Source organism: Sorangium sp. So ce128, assembly GCF_051525245.1.
In the GTDB taxonomy this organism is placed as follows: Bacteria; Myxococcota_A; Polyangia; order Polyangiales; family Polyangiaceae; genus Sorangium; species Sorangium cellulosum_B.
In genome coordinates this window covers 4,258,127-4,277,427 of the sequence record NZ_CP150313.1, presented here as the reverse complement: position 1 = coordinate 4,277,427, position 19,301 = coordinate 4,258,127, and the positions used below count along the sequence as shown (strand labels likewise).

Here is a 19,301-nt window from a genome sequence, read left to right as displayed (position 1 = left end):
CGCGGCCGCTCTGGTTGCGCGCGTCAGCAATCCCTGGCGGGATTTCCGGCGCGCGCAACTAGGCCAAGAGGCCGGGCAACACCCCCGTGCAGTAGGCGGGGTTGCCGAACGTCGACACGTCCACGCCCATCGCGTTGCACAGCGCGACGAGCAGGTTGTTGTGGGGATCGCCGGCATAACGCAAAAATCTTCCCGTCCTGAGCGCCCCGCCGGCGCCCCCCGCGATCACGTAAGGCATGTCGCGCCGCGAGTGGCTCTGCCCCTCCGAGATGTCCGTGCACCACAGGACGAGCGTGTTGTCGAGGAGCGTGCCCGTGCCCTCCTGGACGGCGTCGAGCCTCTCGAGCAGGTACGCGAGCTGCTCCGCCTGCCAGCGCCCGATGTCGACGAGCTGCTGCTGCTTTTCCGCGTCGCCGATGTTCGAGTGCGAGAGCGCGTGGTGCGTCTCCGACTGGCCGAGCCACGTGAACACCTTGCCCGCCTGGGTCGCGCTCCACTGGATGGACGCGACCCGCGTGAGATCGCACGCGAGCGCCATGGCGAGCAGGTCGGTCTGCAGCCTCCCGATCGCGGGGAAGTTGTCGTTCGCGTAGACGTCGAGCGGCTCGCCCAGCGCCGGCAAGGCGCACGCGCCGCCGAGGAGCGCCGGCACGTCGAGCCGCTGCTCGATGTCGTTCAGCGCGTCGAGGTGCTGCTCCAGCTTCCGCCGGTCCTCGCCCCCCAGCTCGCGCGCGAGGGCGCCGTAGTCCTCCATGACGCCGCCGAGCACCCGGCGGCGCAGGACGCGCCGCCGCGCGAGCTCCGCCGGATCGGCGCTGAGGTCCAGGAACAGCCGGTCGAACGCCGCGCGCGGATCGTCCTCGGGCGGGACCGGCTGGCCCGGGCCGAGGTAGGAGAGGCGCGACGAGACGTTGGCGTACTGGACCTGGACGCCGAGCTCGAGCGACGAGAGCTTCGTGCGATCCCCGAGCCTCGCGGCGAGGAACTGGTCGACCGAGATGCCCCCGCCCCAGCCGACCCGCGCGGCCGGGTTGCAGGCGTACGGGAAGAGGGTCCCCTCCTGGAGCTCCGTGCCCGTGAGCGCCTGGCCGATGCCCTGCTGGTGAGAGTCGCCCGGCCCGTGGTAGGCGGACTCCATGTCGATGCCCTCGACGACGAGCAGCTTGTCCCGGTAGGGAGAGAGCGGCGCGAGGATCTCTCCGAGCTCGAACGACGTCTCGGTCCCGGTCGGCTGCCAGGCCTCCTTCACCGTGCCGAGGCCGGTGAAGAACACGACGAAGCGCTTCGGGAAATCGACGGCGCTCGCCGATCCGGCCATGGCGTCGAGGAAGGGGAGCGCGAGGGCGAGCCCGCCGGCCCCGCGCAGGAAGGCGCGGCGATCGAGGCGCCCCCTCGACGCCCGGCGCTGTGCGGCGCCGCTCACGGCGCACCCCCTGCGTCCCGCGCCGCGCGGCGGTAGCGGAACGCGTCGGTCTGGGTCAGCGCCACGAGCAGCGCCTTGATGTTGTACCCGCTCTCTGCGAACGCCGCCTGGATCTGGCGCATGCTGCACTCGTCCTCCGCCTGCTCGGCGCGGCCGTAGCCGAAGCGGAACCACTGCGTCGCGACGCACTGGCGCACATCGTCGCTCTCCGCGAGGCGGTGCGCGAGCTCCACCGCCCCGTCGAAGGGCCCATCGACATCCCGGCTCGCCACGATCTCGCCGCTCGCGTCGACCGGGACGCCCTGGTCGACCTCGCGGTAGAGGCCGATCCCGTCGTAGCGCTCGAACCCGAAGCCGATCGGATCCATGAGCCGGTGGCAGCCAGCGCAGCCCGGGTCCTCCGCGTGCTGCTCGAACTGCCGGCGGGTCGGGATCCCTTCCCGCACCGGCGGCGGCTGGATGTCCACGTCGGGCGGCGGCGGCGGCAGAATCTGGCAGAGCAGCCGCTCCCGGACGAACTTGCCGCGGTGGACGGGCGAGGACTGATCCGGCTTCGCGAGCACCGCGAGCACGCTGGCGTGGGTGAGGAAGCCGGCGCGCTGCGCTGGGTCGAGCGGCACGACCGAGAGCTCGCCGGGCGCCGCCGCGCCGCCCGCCGCTCCCAGCCCGTAGAACGCGCGGAGCTCGGCGTTCATCAGCGAGTAGGGCGCCGTCAGCAGGGTCGCCACGTCGCCGGCGCCGTCCTCGAACACGACGTGATCGAGGAACGCCTCGGTCTCCGCCCGGAGGAGCGCCGGGAGCCCGGCGTGGAAGCCAGGGTAGACCGCCGGATCCTTGGTGAGGGTGTCGATGTTCGACAGCTGCAGCCATTGCGCGTGGAAGTTCGCGACGGCGGCGCGGGCGCGCGGATCCTCGAGCATGCGGCGGGCGTGCGCGGCGATCTGCTCCGCGGAGCGGAGCTCCCCCGCGTCGGCCGCTGCGAACAGCGCGTCATCGGGCATCGAGCTCCAGAGCAGGTACGAGAGCCGCGAGGCGATCTCGTGGTCCGAGAGCGCCACCACGCCCTCGCCGGCCGGATCCGGCATGCCGTGCTCGACGCGGTAAAGGAAGTGCGGCGACTGGAGCAGCGCCTGGATCACGAGCTCGACGCCGGTCGAGAAGCCGTGCTCGTCGTTCCCGAAGGCGAAGAGCCGCGCGAGCCGCTCGCTCTCCGCGGGCGCGAGGGGCCGGCGGAACGCGCGCTTGCCGAGGCGCTCGATGAGCTCCACGGCGCACGCGTCGGGCCCCTGCACCGCCGGGTCGCACCCCGGAAGGAGCTTCCCGAGATCCTTCGCGGCCCGCGCCGCGATCGCCTCGGAGGCCTTCATGAGCTGCTCGGCGAGGAGCTGCGTGACCCCGAGCGCCGCCGCCTGGTTGTTGAACCCGAGCGCCTCCTCCTCGACCACGAAGGCGTCAGCCGGCGCGCTGTCGTCGCCGAGGAGATCGCGGATCGTATTATTGTACTCGAAGCGCGTCATCCGCCGGAGCGGCGACGCGCCCGGCCGGATCTCCGCGCAGCGCGGCGCCTCGCCTTCCGCTCCTCCCGCGGCCCCGCCGCCGCGCCCGCCGGAGCAGGCGGCGGCCGTCGCCACGACGATCGCAAGCCCGAGAGAGCCGCCGGGGCCGCGCGCCGCGCGGCGGTGCCGTCCTCTTGACCGATCCATCTGCCCTCTCCCCTGGGGGACGCGCTGGCCTGCGATGCGATGCGGTGCGTTGCGGCGCTGCGCATCGAGCAACGACATGTCTCACGTCGCGGGGGCCCGTCAAGGCGCCAAGGAAGACGAGGCTCGGTGAGCCCCGCGAGTCCGATTGCAGCGGAGTCTCGTAGCTACACTGCGCGTCATCAGAAATGTCGCTCAGCCCCCTCGAAAGACGCTGGATCCAGCCGCGACATCGCTTGTAGGCTCGCGCGCGTGCAAGCTTCGTTTGATGCCGCTGCCGGCAAAAGGCCCGCGCGGAAGCCGACCAGGTTCACAACGCTGTCCCTCTCTTTGAGCCTCTGCGGGAGGATCCTCCTCGGGCTCTCCGCCGCGACGGTCACGACGTTCGCGCTCTCGCCCATCGCGCTCGCCGCCCCCAAGGGGTCGAAGTCGATCGCGATCCACATCGAGGGGCCGAACGCGGACGATATCCGCGAAGACATCGTGTCCCTCGTACCGGAGACGCTGAAGGTCGTGGACGACGACGCCTTCTCGAAGTCGCTGCGCAGCGCCGGCCAGACCAAGCCGGTGGGCGACGCGCTGGTGATGAAGGCCCAGCGGAAGAAGGCCATCGACCGCATCCGCAAGGCGGGCAAGGCCGCGAAGGCCGAGGGTGTGATCTACGGCGTCTCGCGGACGAACAAGAAGAAGAAGAAAGAGGTCTACCTCGTCTACGTCGACGAGAACGCCGGCGACCTCGCGGTGGACAGCGCGGTGCCGCTGGGCGGCTCGCGGGACGACCGCAAGAAGGCGCTGGAAGAGCTGCTCGGCCCGACGCTCTCGCAGATCGCGCCGGCGGCCGCCGCGGCCGACGAGGACCAGCCGAAGGACGGCGGCGACGAGGGCGACGGCGAGAAGGACGGCGAGGGCGACGGCGACGGCGACGGCGACGAGAAGAGCAGCGACGACGGCGACAAGGGCGGCGACGACGGCGACAAGGGCGGGAAGCGCAAGCCCCACGACCCCCGCTCGGCGCTCTTCTCGATCGAGGCCGGCGTCGAGTTTACCGGCCGCTGGTTCGACTACTCCGATCCGGTCACGCAGAACCTCCGGCCCTACGACGTCTTCGGTCAGCCCGCGCTGTCGATCTCCGGCGAGGTGTACCCGCTCGCGTCGACGGACATCCCGGTGCTCAAGGGCCTCGGCATCACCGCGGGGTTCATGATGGCGCCCGGCCTCAACTCGGCGGTGGGCGACGGCGACCCGATCAGCACGACCTACCAGCGCATCAACCTGGGGCTGCGGGAGCGGCTCTCGATCGGCGAGTCGTCCGTGCTCGGCATCTCCGCCGGGCTCCGGCTCCTGACCTTCGAGGTCGACGCGGCGGAGGCCCTGGCCAGTACGGTACCGAACGTCTCCTACACGCTGATCCGGGCCGGCCTCGACGCGCGGGTGCCGGTCGGCCCGGTCGCGCTTGCGCTCGGCGCCGACTACCTCTTCCCGCTCTCGTCTGGCCCGGTCTACGATCGGTTCGCCGGGGCGAGCGTGCAGGGCATCGGCGCGATGGCCGGGGTGCTCGTGCCCGTCACGACCGGCGTCGAGGCGCGGCTCCTCGTCGAGTACGCGCGGTTCTTCTCGTCGTTCGAGCCCGCGATCGGCGACCGGTACGTCGCCGGCGGGGCGATCGACCAGTACCTTGGGGTGCGGCTCGCCGGAGCCTACGTTTACTGAGCGAGAGAGAGAGGTAGCACGTGACGTACATCGCTTTCCTTGGCGGGCGCACCGCGCTCGCCGCCGCCGTGTTGAGCGGCGCCGCGTTCATCATCAGCTGCGCGGGGACCCTCGAGGACAAGGACCAGTACCTCGCCGGCGGCGACGGGCCTGGCGGCGGAAACGGCCAGGGCACCGGCGCGACCACCGGCGGCGGCGGCGACCCCGCGACCACCAGCGGCGGCGGCGACCCTACGACCACCACCGGCGGCGACGCCACGACCACCAGCGGCGGCGACGCCGCGACCACCAGCGCGAGCAGCGGCGGTGGGGCCGGATGCGCTGAAGCGCAGGCGCTGGTGATGGCAAAGTGCGCCACCGCGGGCTGCCACGATGGGCAAGCGAACCTTGGGGGCCTCGATCTGACGACGGGCTGGGAGACCAGGGTCGCGGGCCAGGCGTCCGATTGCGGCGGCGAAGCCACGGTGGTCGTTCCGGGCGACCCGGACGCCAGCTTGATGTACCTGAAGGTCACGGACGCCCCGCCGTGCGACAACCGGATGCCGCTCGGCCCGACGCTCAGCGCCGACGAGATGAAGTGTCTCTACGACTACATCGCGGCGCTCCCGCCCTGAGGTAGCGAAGGAGCGTCTGGCCGCGGCAGCGGCGCGGGCGGTGCGGTCGTCCCCTCGATGAGACCGCCTCGTTGGCGCCCCCGTGACCAGACGCTACGCTCGCCGCGATGCTGCGCCGGCGCTCGTTCTGGATCGCCGCGGCCGCCGTCGCCTACACCGCCTTCGCTGCGCTCCGGGCGTCCGGCGGCCACGGGCCCGCGTGGCTCGCCCTGCTCGGGCTGCCGGTGTTGCTCGCGCTTGGCCTCCGCTGGGTAGAGCGGCCGCCGCGGGGAGAGGACCGGATCGAGCCGGCGGCCCGCCGCGCGGCCGCCGTCTGCCTCACCGGCGCCGCGATGCTCGCCGCCGCGCGGAGCGGCCCCGCCGGGCTCGCGCTGATCGCGCTCGGCAACCTCGGCGCGGCGGCCGCGGCGATGGCCGCCCTGGTCGGGCTCGCCCGCATCGCGGGCCTCGGTGGTCTCCTCGAGCCTCCGCCGAGCACGCGGCGCCTCGACGCGGCGGCGTTCGCCTCGCTCTTCTGGACCGTGGCGATCGCCCTGCCCGCCGTCTCCGCGGTGGCGCCCGAGCGCGCGGCGGATCTCGATCCGCTGCTCGTCCACTACGCCACCTCCGCCGCGTCGCTCGGCTCGCTCACGGTGACGCTCGTGGCGATCGCGCGCGTCCGCATCGCGCGGCGGCTCGAGCTCGGCGTGGCCGACCGGGTCGAGGCCGCGCTGCTGCTCACGGCGACCGCGCTGGCGGTCGGCCTCGCGGCGGCCTTCGTCGGCGTCGCGCCCCCCGAGTCGATCCTGCCGGTCACGAGCGCCGTCGCGGCGGTCTGCGTCGCGCTCTGCACCGTGGCCGCGGACGCGGCGCAGGTCTCGCGCGCGCTCCGCGGCGCGCTCGCCGTCGCGACGCTCGCGACCCCGCCGGCGCTGCTCGCGGTCTACGCCGTGCACCAGGCGCCGCGCGGCGATCTCGGGCTCCGCGGCGCGCCGCAGTCCTCCGTCGGGGTCGCCGTGTTCGGCGCGTGCGCGCTCTGCGCGCTCGCGGGGCTCGCGGCGCCGGTGCTCGCGCGCCGGTTCGCGCCGGAGGGGGCGCGCTGGCTCGGGGCCTTCGACGCCGCGACGCGCGCGGCGATGAACCCGGAGCCGGAGGCGGCCCTCGAGGCGGCGCTCTCCGCGCTGCGCGAGGCGTCGGACGCCGGCGTCGCCGGGCAGGCCCCGCCGGCGCTCTACCTGCTCTCGCCGCCCGAGCGGGTGACCGTCGATCGCGCCGGCTATGCGCACACCGAGCCGGCGGAGGTGCCGGCGCGCCTCATCGAGCTCGCCCAGATCGAGCCGGAGCGCGTCCTGCGCGTCGAGGCCGCCGAGGCCGTCGAGGTCCGGCGGCCGGAGGTGCGCCCGCTGCTCGCCTGGCTCGCGGAGCGCGACGTCGGCGTGGTCGCCCTTGTGAACGACGCGGAGGGCCCGATCGGGGCCCTCGCCATCCCGCGGGCCCGGCGCGCGTCGCCGATGACGCTGGAGGAGGTGAGCGGCCTGCGCGCGGTCGCCGACCGGCTCGGGGCGGTGATCGCGGTGTCGGCGATGCTGTCGGGGTCGCGCGGCCGCGAGGTCGCCGCCCGCCGCGAGGCCGAGGAGCGCGCGCGCGAGGTGAGCCGGCTCGAGCGCGCCGTGGCGCAGGGGGCGGGGCGGTTCCGCGCGATCGCGGCGCTGCTCGCGCGGCCGGCGCGGGCCGCCGCCTATAGCCCCGCCGCCCGCGCGGCGCTCGAGCAGCTGGAGCGGCTCGGCGTGGCCGGCGGCCCGGTCACGCTGCTGACGGCGCCCGGGATCGACGCGGTGGCGTGGGGCGCGGTCGTCCACCTGACCTCACCGCGCGCGGGCGGCCCGCTGGCGATCGTCGACGGCGCGGCGCCCGTCCCCGAGGGGTTCGCGCAGGCGTTCGCGCAGGCGCGGGGCGCTGCGCCGGCGCGCGACGAGGCGGCTGCGATCGAAGGCTCCGCGGAGACGCCGAGCGCGCTCGCGCTGTGGCGCGATCCGGACAGCTCGCCCATCGAGGCGGCGCGTGGGGGCACGCTGCTCGTGCTCGACGCCCAGGCCTTGCCGCCCGAGGTGCAGAGCTACCTCGGCGCGGCGCTGCCGGACGACGTGGGGCTCGTCGTGGCGGTGCCTCAGACCGTGGACGCGCTCGCGGCGACCGGTCAGCTGAGCGAGCGGCTCGCGGACCGGCTCGGCGACCGGGCCGTCGCGCTGCCCTCGCTGTCGTCCCGCGCCGAGGATCTCCGTGCGCTCGCGCTGGATCACCTCGCGCGCATCGGCGTCCGCCTGCGGGGCCGGCCGTTCGGCCTGGATCTGCGCGCGCTGCAGGCGGTGCTCGACCACCCGTGGCCCGGCAACGACGCCGAGATGGGCGCGGTCCTGCTCCGCGCGGCGCTCGTGGCCAAGGGCGACGTCATCGGCGAGAAGGATCTCGCGGCGATCGGCTTCGCCCCGCCGCCCGAGCCCGCCAGCGGGGCGGACAGCGCCCGCGGCGAGGCGCGCCGCGTCCGGCGGCGGCGCGCGGACCCGAGGGGGTAGGCTACGCCTCGGCCGGGGCCCGCCGCGCTGCCCTGGGTGGCACGCCGGGGCGGATCTGCGCGGGCTGCAGCATGTTCTTCCGGAGGAAGTGATCGAACATGTGCTGGCAGCTGGGACAGGGGTCCACGGGATCGCCGGCGTCGAAGTACCTGGACGCCGCTGCCTGGATCGCGATGCCGGCGTCGGGGATCTCGCGCAGCGCCCGTCGCGTCCCTGCTTCGTCCAGGGTGCCGCGCCGGAGCGCGAGCTGCCGCTCCCATGAAGCGAGGTAATCGCTGAGCGCCGCGGGCGCCGAGCACCGCCCTGGCTCCAGGGGAACGCGCGCCGGCTCTCCCCTGGAGAGCGCGTCGATCCATCCGCGGTACCACGCGGTGAAGCTGTCGTGGGTCGGGACGACGCCGAGGCCTGCCGCGCGCAGATCCGCCCAGACGCTGCCGGCGCGCGGGCCGCGGATCACGAGCACGGAGAAGTAGCCGCAGCCCATGTGCGCGAGCGCGACGGTCCCGCGGACGACCTCGTCGGACTGGAGTGCGGTGCGCTGGGGGGCGGTCAGCGTCCGTGGATCGGGCCGGTACGCCCTCGTGTGGGGGAACTCGCCGGTGAGGCTCTCGAGCTGTCCAGGGCCGTCGAGCGGCAGGAGCCCGTGGTACGGGCCGGCGCCGGAGCTGCCGACGCGGGTCAGGAAGGCGGCGTAGTCGGCGGGGATGCGTGCGCCGCACGACGCCTCGATGCGCTCGATGTCTCGCCGGGCGAGCGGCGGGCGGAGCCGGTATCCGTGCTCGCGGGCGCCGAAGCGGTTCAGCCACGGATCGTGATCGCGGTGGAGGTGGTCGAGCGCCTCGGCGGCGCCCGCGACGAAGCCCTCGACGACCGCGACGGGAGCGGGATGGTGGAGCCCCTCGGCGCGCAGGCGCTCGAGCGACCACGCGGCGGCGGCGCTCTCCGGGTGCGCCCTGGCGTAGGCCGCGAGCCTGTCGTACGCGGAGGCGTCGCCGTCGCGCGCGGCGCGGTGGTAGGCGTGGATCGGGAAGGCGGTCGGGTGCGCCGGCTGCGCCTCGAGGACGGCCTCGAGGTGGCGCAGGCCCTCGTCGGTGCGGCCGGCCTCGCAGAGCATGGCGCCGAGGTCGCAGCGGGCCGATATGTCTGCGGGATCGAGGCGAGCGGCGGCCTCGAACGCGTCTCGGGCGGCGTCGATCTCGCCGCGCTCGCGGAGGGCGTAGGCCAGGCTCACGGCGGTCGCGAACGTCGGATCGAGCTCGAACGCCCGGCGGGCGAGCTGCACGGCGTCGTCGAGGCGGCCGAGCTTGCGGAGGATCATCCCGGAGACCCAGGCGACCTGCGGGTGGTCCGGGTGGCTGGCGCGGAGCGCGTCGAGGACGGGCAGCGTCTTTTCCAGAGCGCCGCGGGCCTTCGTGTCGAGGCGTTCGTCCGGGTAGCGTGCGAGGAGCTTCACGAGGCGGTAGACCGCGGCGTCGACCTCCATGCGCGCCACGTTCTTCGGCGTGAGCGCCGGGGCTCCCTGTCGCGGCGTGGGTTTCTGCTTGCGCCGCCCGGTCCTGGACATGGCGGGACGGTAGCCTGCCCCCGCGGGGGCACCAAGGAGCGGCGGAGGCCCGCAGGGATCGCGCGCCGCCGGGGAGATCGACCGTTGATGCCTCCGGGATCGCGGTCCGCTCGGGCGAGCTCTCGCGGATCCCGGAGCGGGCCGCCGGCGGGGACGCCCGCCGGCATGCACCGCCGCGTGGGGGGACGCCCGCCGGCATGCACCGCCGCGTGGGGAGACGCCCGCCGGCGTGCACCGCCGCGTGGGGGGACGCCCGCCGGCGTGCACCGCCGCGTGGGGGGACCGCCGCGGGCGGCGTCGAGGAACCGCCGGCGGGTTGCGGTCGGCACACCCGTCGCCGAGCATGCCCGCATGGCGCGAACGGCCCCGTTTCCGAATGCGGCGGTGATCCCCGGCATGAACCCCGGCGTCTTCATCCTTGGCGGCGGCGGGGGCGGCGGAGGCGGTAACGGTCGCGGCGGAAACGGCCGCGGAGACGGCCAGGGCGGCGACGGGAAGAACGGCGGCAACGGCGCGCGTGGCGGCGGCAAGGACGCTGGCAGCTGCGGGCCGGGCAGCGGCGGCGGCTGCCCCAACCCCACACATGGCAGCGGCGGCGGCACGCACGCGGGCGATCCGGTCGACCCGATCACCGGGCGCGTCTACACGGTGGCGGTCGTCGACCTCGCGCTGCCCGGCCCGATCCCCCTCGTGATCAAGCGCAGCTACAGCTCCGCGCTCGTCGAGGAAGACTGCGGCCTCGGCTTCGGCTGGACGCACTCGCTCGCGTGGCAGGTCGAGGAGCGGCGCCGCGGCCGCCATCGCCCTCGCCTACGAGGACGGCCGCCTCGTGCAGGTCATCGACAGCGTGGGCCGTGTGGTGCGCGTGCGGCGGCACGGCGACGGGCACATCGCCGCCTTCGAGGTGAAGAACGCCTTCGCACACGGTCGATGGGAGACGCGGCGGCAATACGCGTTCGACGCGCGCGGCGACCTCGTCGCGGCCGAGGATGCCGCGGGGCACGCGCACCGCTTCGCGTACGACAAGGACCATCGCCTGGTGCGGCGAGAGGAGCCCGGCGGGCTCGTGGCGGAGTTTCGCTACAAGGACAGCCGCTGCATCGAGGCGTGGTGTCACCGCGAGGGCAACGACGCGCTCGACGACGGCGTGCCGGGGGATCTTGAGCGACGGTTCGCCGGCGAAGGGATTCCTGCACGTCAAGGTCGACCATCATGACGGCGTGCTCACGGAGGTGATCACCTCGCGCGCCATCCGGCGGGTCGACGGCAACGCGTCCGGCAGGCTCGACAGGATGGTCTGGGGTGCCGGCGGCGTTCACACCTTCCGGTACGACGACGACACCGCCGCGCTGCGCGAGCACCGGGACGCGCTCGGGCAGGTCTTCCGCTGGGAGCGCGACGCCGAGGGGCGGCTGCTGGCCGAGGTCGATCCAGCGGCGAACAGGACCGCCTACGAGCACGACGCGCGCGGGCTCGTCTCGGCCATGACCGACGCGCTCGGCGGCACCGCGCGCTACGAGCGCGACGCGCGCGGCGATGTGGTGGCCGTCTATGACGACATGGGGTTCGTCGTCGGATTCGCCTACGACGCGCGCGGCCTGCTGGCCGGCGCGACCCTGCCGAACGGCGGTGAGACGCGCATGGAGTACGACGCGCTCGCTAACCGCATCCGCGTCGTCGAGCCCGACGGCGCCGAGCGGCGCATCCGCTACGACTTCCTCGGCCGGGTGATGGGTTTCGTGGACGAGCGCGGGCACGAGACCCGCTTCGCGTACGACGCCTGCGGCAGGCTCGCGGTCGTGTTCGGGCCGAGCGGCGCGGTGACGCGCTACGACTTCGACGCCGACGGCAACTTGGCGAGGATCAGCGACGCCGATGGGCGCACGACCACGCTGCGCTGGGGCGGCTTCCACGTCGTCACCGAGCTCGTGAGGCCCGACGGGGGCAAGGTGCGGTACCGCTACGACCGCGAGCAGGACCTTTCGCGCATCGTCAACGAGGCCGGCGAGGAGCACAGGATCGAGCGTGACGCCGAGGGGCGCATCACCGGAGAGCGGACCTTCGACGGGCGGGAGATCCGGTACAAGCTCGATCTGCTGGGCAGGATCGTCCGGGGGCAGTGTGGCTCCGAGAGCGTCGACCTCGAGTACGATCCGCTCGGAAGGCTCGTGAAGCGGAGCACCTCCGACGGGCGCGCGGACGTGTTCGAGTACGATCCGCTCGGCCGGATCGAGCGCGCGGTCAGCGGCGACATCGAGTGCGAGTACACCTACGACCGGCGGGGGCGGGTGACGACCGAGGTGACGCGGCGGGGCGCCGAGGTGCTCGCGGCGTTCGCGTGGACCTACGATGCCATGGGCAAGGCCACCTCCGTGCGCGGGCCGGACGGCGAGATGAGCGTGCAGCGCGACGTCAGGGGGCGGCCCGTCGCCGTGCAGATCGGCGGTGAGAGCGCGCCGCTGCGCCTCGCCTACGACGCGCGCGGGTTCGAGGTCGAGCGGCTCTTGCCAGGCGGTGGCGCCATTGCGACCGAGGTCAACGCGGAGGGGTGGATGGAGCGGCAGCGCGTGCTCGGCAGACCCACCGCGCCGCGCGTCGGTCCGGGAGAGCCCGCGTGGGTGGGGCCGCTGCCGTCGCGCGAGACGTGGCGAAGGACGTACGCTTGGTCCCCTGCGGGGCTGCTACGCACCGACGAGGACCTCGGCGGCACGGTGGGAGAGCTGCTCCGCGATGCGAACGGTCGCGTCGTCGAGCGGCGCAAGGCGGGCAAGGCGGCGGAGCGGTTCCGCTTCACCGTGGCAGGGGAGATGGCGAAGGAGGGCGAGCAGCGGACGTACACGCCTGGGGGGCGGTTGACGGCGCGCACGACGGGACAAGAGACCGTGCGTTACGACTACAGCGAGCGTGGCGATGTGGTGCGGAAACGCGGGAGCGAGCTGGACGGCCAAGGCGACGTCCGACGCGAGCTCGTATGGACGTACGACTGGAGCGGCGACGGGCGGCTCATGGCAGCGCGAACCCCGGAAGGGAGGACGATCTCGTTCGCTTATGACGCCTTCGGCCGCAGGATCGAGAAGCGCGTTGCGCGGCTCGGACAGGTCGAGAGCGTGACGCGGTATGCCTTTCGCGGCGACGTGATGGTCCACGAGCGCACAGAGCGAGCGCGGGACGGGGAGGCGCCCGTCGTGGAAGAGCGGAGCTACGTCACGCTGCCGGAAAGCGTGCTGCCGCTAGCGCAGCGGGAGGGCGCCGGGGGGGCGTTCGGGTACTTCGTCCATGGGGTGAACGGGTTTCCGGAGGCGCTGTTCGGTGGGGATGGGCACGTGGTCGGAGATCTACAGGCCACGATGTACGGGCATGCGCCGGCGGAACAGGCCGCGCTGACGCCGCTGCGGCTGCCGGGGCAGTACGCCGACGAGGAGACCGGGCTCCATTGCAACGGGCACAGGTACTACGATCCGGCGACGGGAGTGTATCTCAGCCCGGAGCCGCTCGGGATCGAGGGGAGCCTCAAGCCGTACGCGTATGTCGACGATCACCCGATGGATTGGGTAGATGTCGACGGGCTCCTTCGCTGCGTGATCACCCGCCGCAACGGCACACAGGTCGTGCGGAGCAGCGGAGGCAGCGAGGAATCAATCCACCCCGCGGTCGCAGCGGCCTTGCCCCGGACGAACGCTCGGCAACCAGGCGATCCAAGACCGCCGGAAGGCTGCGCCGAACCGCAAGCCCTCTCCGACCACATCAGGGACTGGGAACGCCGGACCGGCCGCTCATGCGCCCCTGGAGATCGCAACTGGCAAAGGAATCTCAAGAGCGCGCTCGGCGAGGTCGACACCATCCGCTCGGAAACCGGATCGAACGACTCTGTGCCGGCGTGCCCGAACTGCTCTCAGCTCATTCCGCGACTCTGGACGATGGCTGGACGACCACCGCCGAGCGGACGCGTGATCGGTGGAGGCACAAACGCGAGCCAGGGCTATGCATCCCATCCGACCAGCCACCTCAGCCGGCCAAACGCACACGGTGCCATGAATCTGGGAACTTGGAACGTAGAAAACGGCCGGTTTTCGAGGCGACGATGACCTCCCGCAAGGCGTTCCTCCGTGGCTTCGACACCATCAAGCTGCCGGCGAGCCTCGCGCTGCGGCTCGACCGCCGCGACGAACACATCGAGTTGCGCATCGACGGCGTCCGCGTCACAGAGCGCCCGGTCGGGCGGGGTAGCCGGGTGTCGTTCGATCGGAGCTTCACCAGGGCGTACATCGCAGAAATCGTATTCGAGCACCACCTCGCCAAGCTCCGCGCCGAGGGGTTCGCCGCTGGCGGTCAAGCCGCCACGAGCGCGCCCCCCGACGAAGATATGCTCGCCGCAGCTCACCAGATCGGCGCACAGATCGAGCGACGCGGCGATCCGATGGGAACGCTGATCGCATTCCAGGTCGAGCAGTTGCGTCACGATGGAGCCGACGCACGCGCCCTGGTGCACGAGCTCCTCGACTCGACAAAGGAGATGACCTTCGGCCCGATCCCTGAGTTCGGCGAGCCATGTGCGTGCATCGACGACGGCCAAGGTGGCCTCCTCGGCTGGGTCCATGACGAGGACGCTGCCACCCTCGATGAGGAGCTCCGACCGGAGCTCGAGCTCATCGGCCGCGACGCACTCGGCTTCTCACCGAATGCCCCCGACGTCTCGCTCGGCGTTGTCGGCCTGCACCGCTTGCGTCGACTTCTGGCAAGCCCTGCCGGGCGCTCACTCCGGTCTCTTCGCCTCATGACCTTCGGCGCGCTCGGCCCCTTCCTCGATCTGCTCAACGCGCACGGGCGCGCGTCGCTGGTCGCGTCGCTCGTCGCTCGCGGGTCCAGTCCAGCCATCGGCGCCGCGCTGCCCGGCCTCCTGGGGCTGGGCGCGCCGGAGCGGAGCCTCGCGACGTTGCTCTCTCAGCCCGCGCCGACGCTGCGCTACCTGACGGTATTTCGCGGAGACGACGACGTGCGAGGAGCCCTCGCGCCGCTCGGCCCCGGGAAGCTCCCGGCGCTCCAACACCTCGGGCTCTGGTATCGCCCCACACGCCCTGAAGGGCTCCGTGTGCTCGCAGCACACCCCCTCGTCCAACGACTTCAGTCGCTCGAGATCTGGTCGACGGATGACGCCAGGAAGCTTCCGTTCGAGGAGCTCCTCGCACTGCGCCCGGCCCTCTCTCACCTCGCGCGGCTCCTCCTCGGAGGACACCTCGTCCCTTCTCAAATCCGGGAACGGTTCGCCAGTTGGCCCGCCGTCGAATTTGTGAGTCACGACCGCCGTGAGGTGATCGCGCTCGACATCGCCACCTTGGGCTGGGCGCGGGCGCTCCGGTGATTCCATGCCGGGCTCTTCAGAGGTAAAAGCGCACGCGCCTCACGCCGGCCCCAACACGGTGCCCTCACCCGGGCGGCCAGCGAGAGAGCGCGATGGGTCGCGAGGCCGCTCAGTAGAAGCGGTAACCGAGGCTCGCCGGCGCCGCGAACACCCAGCCGTCGAGCCCCTTCATGACCGTCGGCGAGACGCTCAGCAGGAGCGCACCCGACGTCCAGCCCGCGCTCGGAAGGTCCGCGAGCACGAGCGACACGTCGACGCTCCCGCCGAACGCGAGCGTCTCCACGAGCGCGCTCTCGGGGAGGCTGCCCTCGCGCGCGTTCACGGCGACCTCGCTCCGACCGTAGTTGAGATGGACCACCTCGGAGGGGATCTCCCCCTTGATCCCGGTGACCTTCGCCTCCTGCCCCACCGGGCCCACGAGCCCCGAAAGGCCGAGCCAAAGACGCCCGAAGCGCATCGAGGCAGAGGGGCCGCCGACAACGAGATAACCGCCGCCGAACCGGTAGCCGCCCCACACACGCGCGCCAAGGTGCAGATCCTCGGAGAGCGCAAACCCGATGAACGCCTCCCCGCCGGCAAACGGCCCGATCGCCGGATCGAAGCTCGCATGGCAAACCTCATCGTCGCAGGGCGCGATGAGCTCACCCTCCGGGATGTTGTAGCTGTACGAGTACGCGCTCAGATCGCCGAAGCTGCCGGAGTCCATCAGGCCGATCAACGCGCCGCCGGCCACCCCAGCCTCGATCACGAAGCTCCCGGTGTGCCTCGGCGAGGATCCAGAGCTCGGCTCCTGCTCCTCGGCTGCAGGAGGAGCCGCAGGCGACGCATCGGTCTCCGGCCCCGCTGCGCCCTTCCCCGGCTCCGCGGCGCCCTTCCCTGGCGCCGCAGCAACCGCGCCCTTCCCCGGCCCCGCGGCGCCCTTCCCGGCCCCCGCTGCGCCCTTCCCGGCCCCCGCTGCGCCCTTCCCCGGCTCCGCGGCGCCGTCCCCGGACCCCGCACTCCCCTTCTCCGGCGCCGCCGCCACCGGCGCCGCCGGCGCGGGCGCTTCCGCCGCGGGCGCAGGCTGCGCAGCGGCCGAGGCGTCCTTGGCGAGCGCCGGCACCGCCACCGTCTTCCGCTCGCCCCGCTTGATCGTGACCGAGTGCTCCCACGGCTTTCTGCCAGGGGCGCTCGCGCGCACCTTGTGCTGGCCAGGATCGATCGGCCTCGCCTGACCCCAGAGCGCGCCGTCGACCGGCGCCCCATCCAGCATCACCTCGAGCCCCTCGATCGCGGCCGCCCGCGGCACGCTCAGCGTCAGCCGGGGGAGCGACAGCTCCAGCTTCGCTCCCCTCGCCTTCGCGTCGGCCTCCAGGCGCTTGTTGCCCTCCTTGCGGGCCGCTGCGCCGAGATCGATGTACTCGGACCACGCCGTCGCGACCTTGCCCTGCTTCTCGTGGCACATCGCCAGCGCGAGGAGCGTCGCCGACCTCGGGCTCAGCCTGTAGCTCTCCTCGAGCTTCGGGCAGGCCTCCGCGACCTTGCCCTTCTTCATCAGGCTCTTGCCCTCGTCGAGCAGCGCCTCCGCCTGCGCGAACGCGACGCCCGGGCTCACCGCGAGCGCGAGCGCGAACGCGACGCTGGCAAGGCGCGCGCAGGAGCGCCCGGCGCGCGGCAACGCATCGAGGCAGGAGCCGCGGCGCCGCGCGCGCCAGAGGGAAGCAAGCAACTTGTCGGAAGTCTCAGCGTCTTGCCGGTTCAAACGGTTCGTCGCTCCCAGGGCCATGCCCGTGAGGTGATGTCGAAGGCGCGGGCGCGAGGACGGCGCGCCTCTCCAAGGAGGACGGAGCGTACCACGCCCCGTTTGAGCCGAGCAAAGCCGCGCGCGGTGCGTCGCGATGACAGGACGGGCGCGTGGCGGCGCGGGTCAGCCGGCCACAGAGCGCTCGTCGAGCAGCTTGATGCCGGCGGCGACCTCGCTGGCGAACGACTCGGCGAGCGCCCGGGCCTGGCCGAACCGCGGCGGGACCTCCCGGGCGGCGCGTGCGAGCGCCGCGACGGCGAGGTCGTGGGGCTGGCGCACGAGGACGCGGTACGCGAGGCTCCGGCCAGGAGGCGTGGCGACGACGGCGAGCGTCGAGGCCGACCACGCGAACGGCGGGTCCTTCCGCGCGGCGGTCGCGAGATCCGTGAGCGGCGTGCGCGTCATCCAGAGGGAGAGCGCCTCGGCGAAGTCCGGCGGGGCGAGCCCCGGGACGCCGTGGCCCATGTCCGCGAGGCCGACGCGCCGGGTCTCGACCTGGACGCCGCGCAGCTGCCGCCACCGGAGCAGCCGCGGCGGCGGGCGCTGGCCGCGGAAGCTCGCGCGGCCCGTCCACCAGGCGACGAGCGCGTCCGTGCGAAAGCAGTCGAGCACCCGCGCGAACGTCGCGTGCCGCGAGAGCGCGGACCCGACGTCCGCCGGCGCGGGCACGAGCTCGCAGAGATCGCGCACGCTCGCGAGCAGGCGGGGATAGCGGCTGCGCGTGAGCACGCTGGCGAGCTCGTGGTTCGTGAGCTGGAGCAGGTCGTTCAGCGCGGCGAGGAGCGCCCACTCGGCCGCGCCGAGCTCCGGGAGCACGTCGATCGGGGCGATGAGGCGGGCGACGCGGACGCGGACCAGATCGATGCGCGAGCCGAGGTCGCGATCGATCGCCGGCGCGCCGTCGCCGAGGAGGAGCGCGAGCCGGACGCCGAAGGGGCGCACCGGGCGCAGCGGGCCGCCGAGGACGAGCGGGGCGAGCACGTTCGCCTGGAGCTCGGAGAGCCGCTCGGCGATCGCCTCAGGCTGGGTCATTGGGGCGTCCGGCCAGGGCCGGGCGGCAGCGCCCTCGGCTCGGGCAGCGCCTCGGACGGGGCGAGGTCGCGCAGCGGCCGGATGCCGACGCCACCGAGCACGACCTCGGGCAGCTCGGTGGCCAGCGCCGCCGTGAGGCCCGCGGACGACACGGCCACCGCCGACCATTGCTGGGCCTCGAGCAGCGCCGTCTCGAGGGGGACGAACGCCTCCTCCGGCACGCCGATCGCCCCCCCGTCGCGCCCGATGAACAGCGCCTGCCCAGCGGGGGCGCCCAGCGCGCGGAACAGCACGCCGGGCGCGACCGCAGGGACCGCGTCGTACCCGGCAGGGATGTAGAGGCCCGGATGGACCTCCCGGAAGAACTCGCCGACCGGGATCCCCTCGATGCCTGTGGGGTGCCGGAGGAACGCGCCTGCCGCGGTGAAGGCGATGCGGGCGCGGCGCAGGGTCTCGGGGCCGAGCGCGTAGGCGACGTGCCGCAGGAGCGGCATCTCCTGCGGCCGGATCCACGAGGCCGTGACCGACCGCCACGGCTCGGAGCTCGGGACGAGGCGGAGCGAGAGCACGACCGACGCGGGGCGCTGCGCGTCGCCCTCCGTCACCTTCGCCGCGACGGGCTCGCGGCCGAGCTCCACCCGGGCGAACGCCGCGACGTCGCCCATCGCCGGAAGCTTCGCGATCTCCAGCGCCTCGCGGCCCCCGCCCCGGAAGAGCACGAGGCCCGCCTCGCCGAACACCGGGCAGGCGCGGAGGTTGACCGGGTGGCGGAACCCCACCTCCACCGCCGCGCCCGGCGCGACCGGGACGAAATACCCGAGCCCCGGCGTGCTCGTGAGCAGCGGGACCATCCGGGCAGGGATGGCCGGCACGCGGAAGAGGTACCGGAGCACCGGGGCGTCATCGAAGCTCGACTCCGGCGGCCACTCGCACAGGCCGACCTCGGCCTCGACGCTGCTCCGGGAGAAGTAGCGGATCAGCGCCGGGCCGAGCCCCGACTCCGCGAGCAGCCAGCGCGGGCCCGGGTCCTTCCCGGCGGACGGATCGAGGTGCGGCTCGAGCCGGAGCAGCAGCGTGCGCACGTCGACGCGCCGCTCGACCTCGTACGTCTGCGAGAAGGCGTTGTGGTAGAGCGAGAGCGCCGCGTCGCTGGGCAGGATCTGCGGGACGTCGTATCCGAACGGCGCGGCCGCGTCGCGGTACTGGACGAAGTGCCGGCTCGTGCCGGTGAAGCTGTAGCCGCCCGCGAGCCGCGCGATCTCGGCGACACGGTCGAGCCGATCGCTGCTCTCGGCCGCGAACAGGAGGGTGACCTCCCGCGCTCCCAGCTTCGAGCGCACGATCTCGACGACGAGCGAGCGGAGGATGTCCGCGAGCGAGCCCTGCCGCGTGTAGAGCGCCAGGAAGGCGACGAGCCGATCGATCGACGGCAGGAGGACGAGCCCCTTGGCGCCGAGCGCGACCCCCTTGGCGTCGAGCCCGAGGCCGGGCGTGCGCAGCCGGGTCTGGTGAACGGCGACGCGATCGAGCATCGAAATGGCTCCCGCCGCTCGAACGTAACGTG

12 protein-coding genes and 1 pseudogene are annotated in these 19,301 nt (G+C 73.4%); 7 read left to right on the top strand and 6 right to left on the bottom strand.

The window, feature by feature from the left end:
- Positions 1-58: 58 nt before the first annotated feature.
- Complete coding sequence (locus WME82_RS16410; protein ID WP_437916311.1) at positions 59-1,423, bottom strand: DUF1552 domain-containing protein; 1,365 nt, start codon at positions 1,421-1,423, stop codon at positions 59-61.
- Positions 1,420-3,126, bottom strand: a complete 1,707-nt coding sequence (locus WME82_RS16405; protein WP_438043597.1) for a DUF1592 domain-containing protein — start codon at positions 3,124-3,126, stop codon at positions 1,420-1,422. The genes WME82_RS16410 and WME82_RS16405 overlap by 4 nt, the downstream gene beginning before the upstream one ends.
- A gap of 327 nt (positions 3,127-3,453) precedes the next feature.
- On the opposite strand from WME82_RS16405, the gene WME82_RS16400 reads away from it, so the two are divergent.
- From WME82_RS16400 to WME82_RS16390, 3 genes are all read left to right on the top strand, one after another.
- Entirely contained in the window at positions 3,454-4,833 is a 1,380-nt protein-coding gene (locus WME82_RS16400) for a hypothetical protein (protein WP_438043596.1), read from the top strand.
- 20 nt (positions 4,834-4,853) lie between these two features.
- A complete protein-coding gene (locus tag WME82_RS16395; protein WP_438043595.1) occupies positions 4,854-5,447 on the top strand; it encodes a hypothetical protein in 594 nt (197 codons plus the stop codon).
- Between the two features lie 107 nt (positions 5,448-5,554).
- Positions 5,555-7,999, top strand: coding sequence for a hypothetical protein (locus tag WME82_RS16390; RefSeq protein WP_438043594.1), 2,445 nt, complete (start codon positions 5,555-5,557; stop codon positions 7,997-7,999).
- Between the two features lies 1 nt (position 8,000).
- Here the strand turns inward: WME82_RS16390 and WME82_RS16385 are convergent, their stop codons facing one another.
- Complete coding sequence (locus WME82_RS16385) at positions 8,001-9,563, bottom strand: tetratricopeptide repeat protein (protein ID WP_438043593.1); 1,563 nt, start codon at positions 9,561-9,563, stop codon at positions 8,001-8,003.
- Positions 9,564-9,650: 87 nt separating this feature from the next.
- On the opposite strand from WME82_RS16385, the pseudogene WME82_RS16380 reads away from it, so the two are divergent.
- From WME82_RS16380 to WME82_RS16365, 4 genes and pseudogenes are all read left to right on the top strand, one after another.
- A pseudogene (locus tag WME82_RS16380) lies at positions 9,651-10,289 on the top strand (DUF6531 domain-containing protein); the annotation flags it as partial.
- Between the two features lie 103 nt (positions 10,290-10,392).
- Positions 10,393-10,779 (top strand): hypothetical protein, encoded by a 387-nt coding sequence (locus WME82_RS16375; protein ID WP_438045044.1) that lies wholly within the window; start codon positions 10,393-10,395, stop codon positions 10,777-10,779.
- Positions 10,724-13,648, top strand: coding sequence for an RHS repeat-associated core domain-containing protein (locus WME82_RS16370; RefSeq protein ID WP_438043592.1), 2,925 nt, complete (start codon positions 10,724-10,726; stop codon positions 13,646-13,648). The genes WME82_RS16375 and WME82_RS16370 overlap by 56 nt, the downstream gene beginning before the upstream one ends.
- Positions 13,645-14,922: a hypothetical protein gene (locus tag WME82_RS16365; RefSeq protein ID WP_438043591.1), complete on the top strand. Its 1,278-nt coding sequence runs from the start codon at positions 13,645-13,647 to the stop codon at positions 14,920-14,922. Before WME82_RS16370 ends, WME82_RS16365 begins: the two co-directional genes overlap by 4 nt.
- Before the next feature lie 109 nt (positions 14,923-15,031).
- Here the strand turns inward: WME82_RS16365 and WME82_RS16360 are convergent, their stop codons facing one another.
- From WME82_RS16360 to WME82_RS16350, 3 genes are all read right to left on the bottom strand, one after another.
- The gene (locus WME82_RS16360) at positions 15,032-16,630 is read right to left on the bottom strand and encodes a tetratricopeptide repeat protein (RefSeq protein ID WP_438043590.1); all 1,599 of its coding nucleotides are present in this window, start codon (positions 16,628-16,630) and stop codon (positions 15,032-15,034) included.
- A gap of 198 nt (positions 16,631-16,828) precedes the next feature.
- Entirely contained in the window at positions 16,829-17,737 is a 909-nt protein-coding gene (locus tag WME82_RS16355) for a hypothetical protein (RefSeq protein ID WP_438043589.1), read from the bottom strand.
- Positions 17,734-19,269: a hypothetical protein gene (locus tag WME82_RS16350; protein ID WP_438043588.1), complete on the bottom strand. Its 1,536-nt coding sequence runs from the start codon at positions 19,267-19,269 to the stop codon at positions 17,734-17,736. Before WME82_RS16350 ends, WME82_RS16355 begins: the two co-directional genes overlap by 4 nt.
- Between the last annotated feature and the right edge of the window lie 32 nt (positions 19,270-19,301).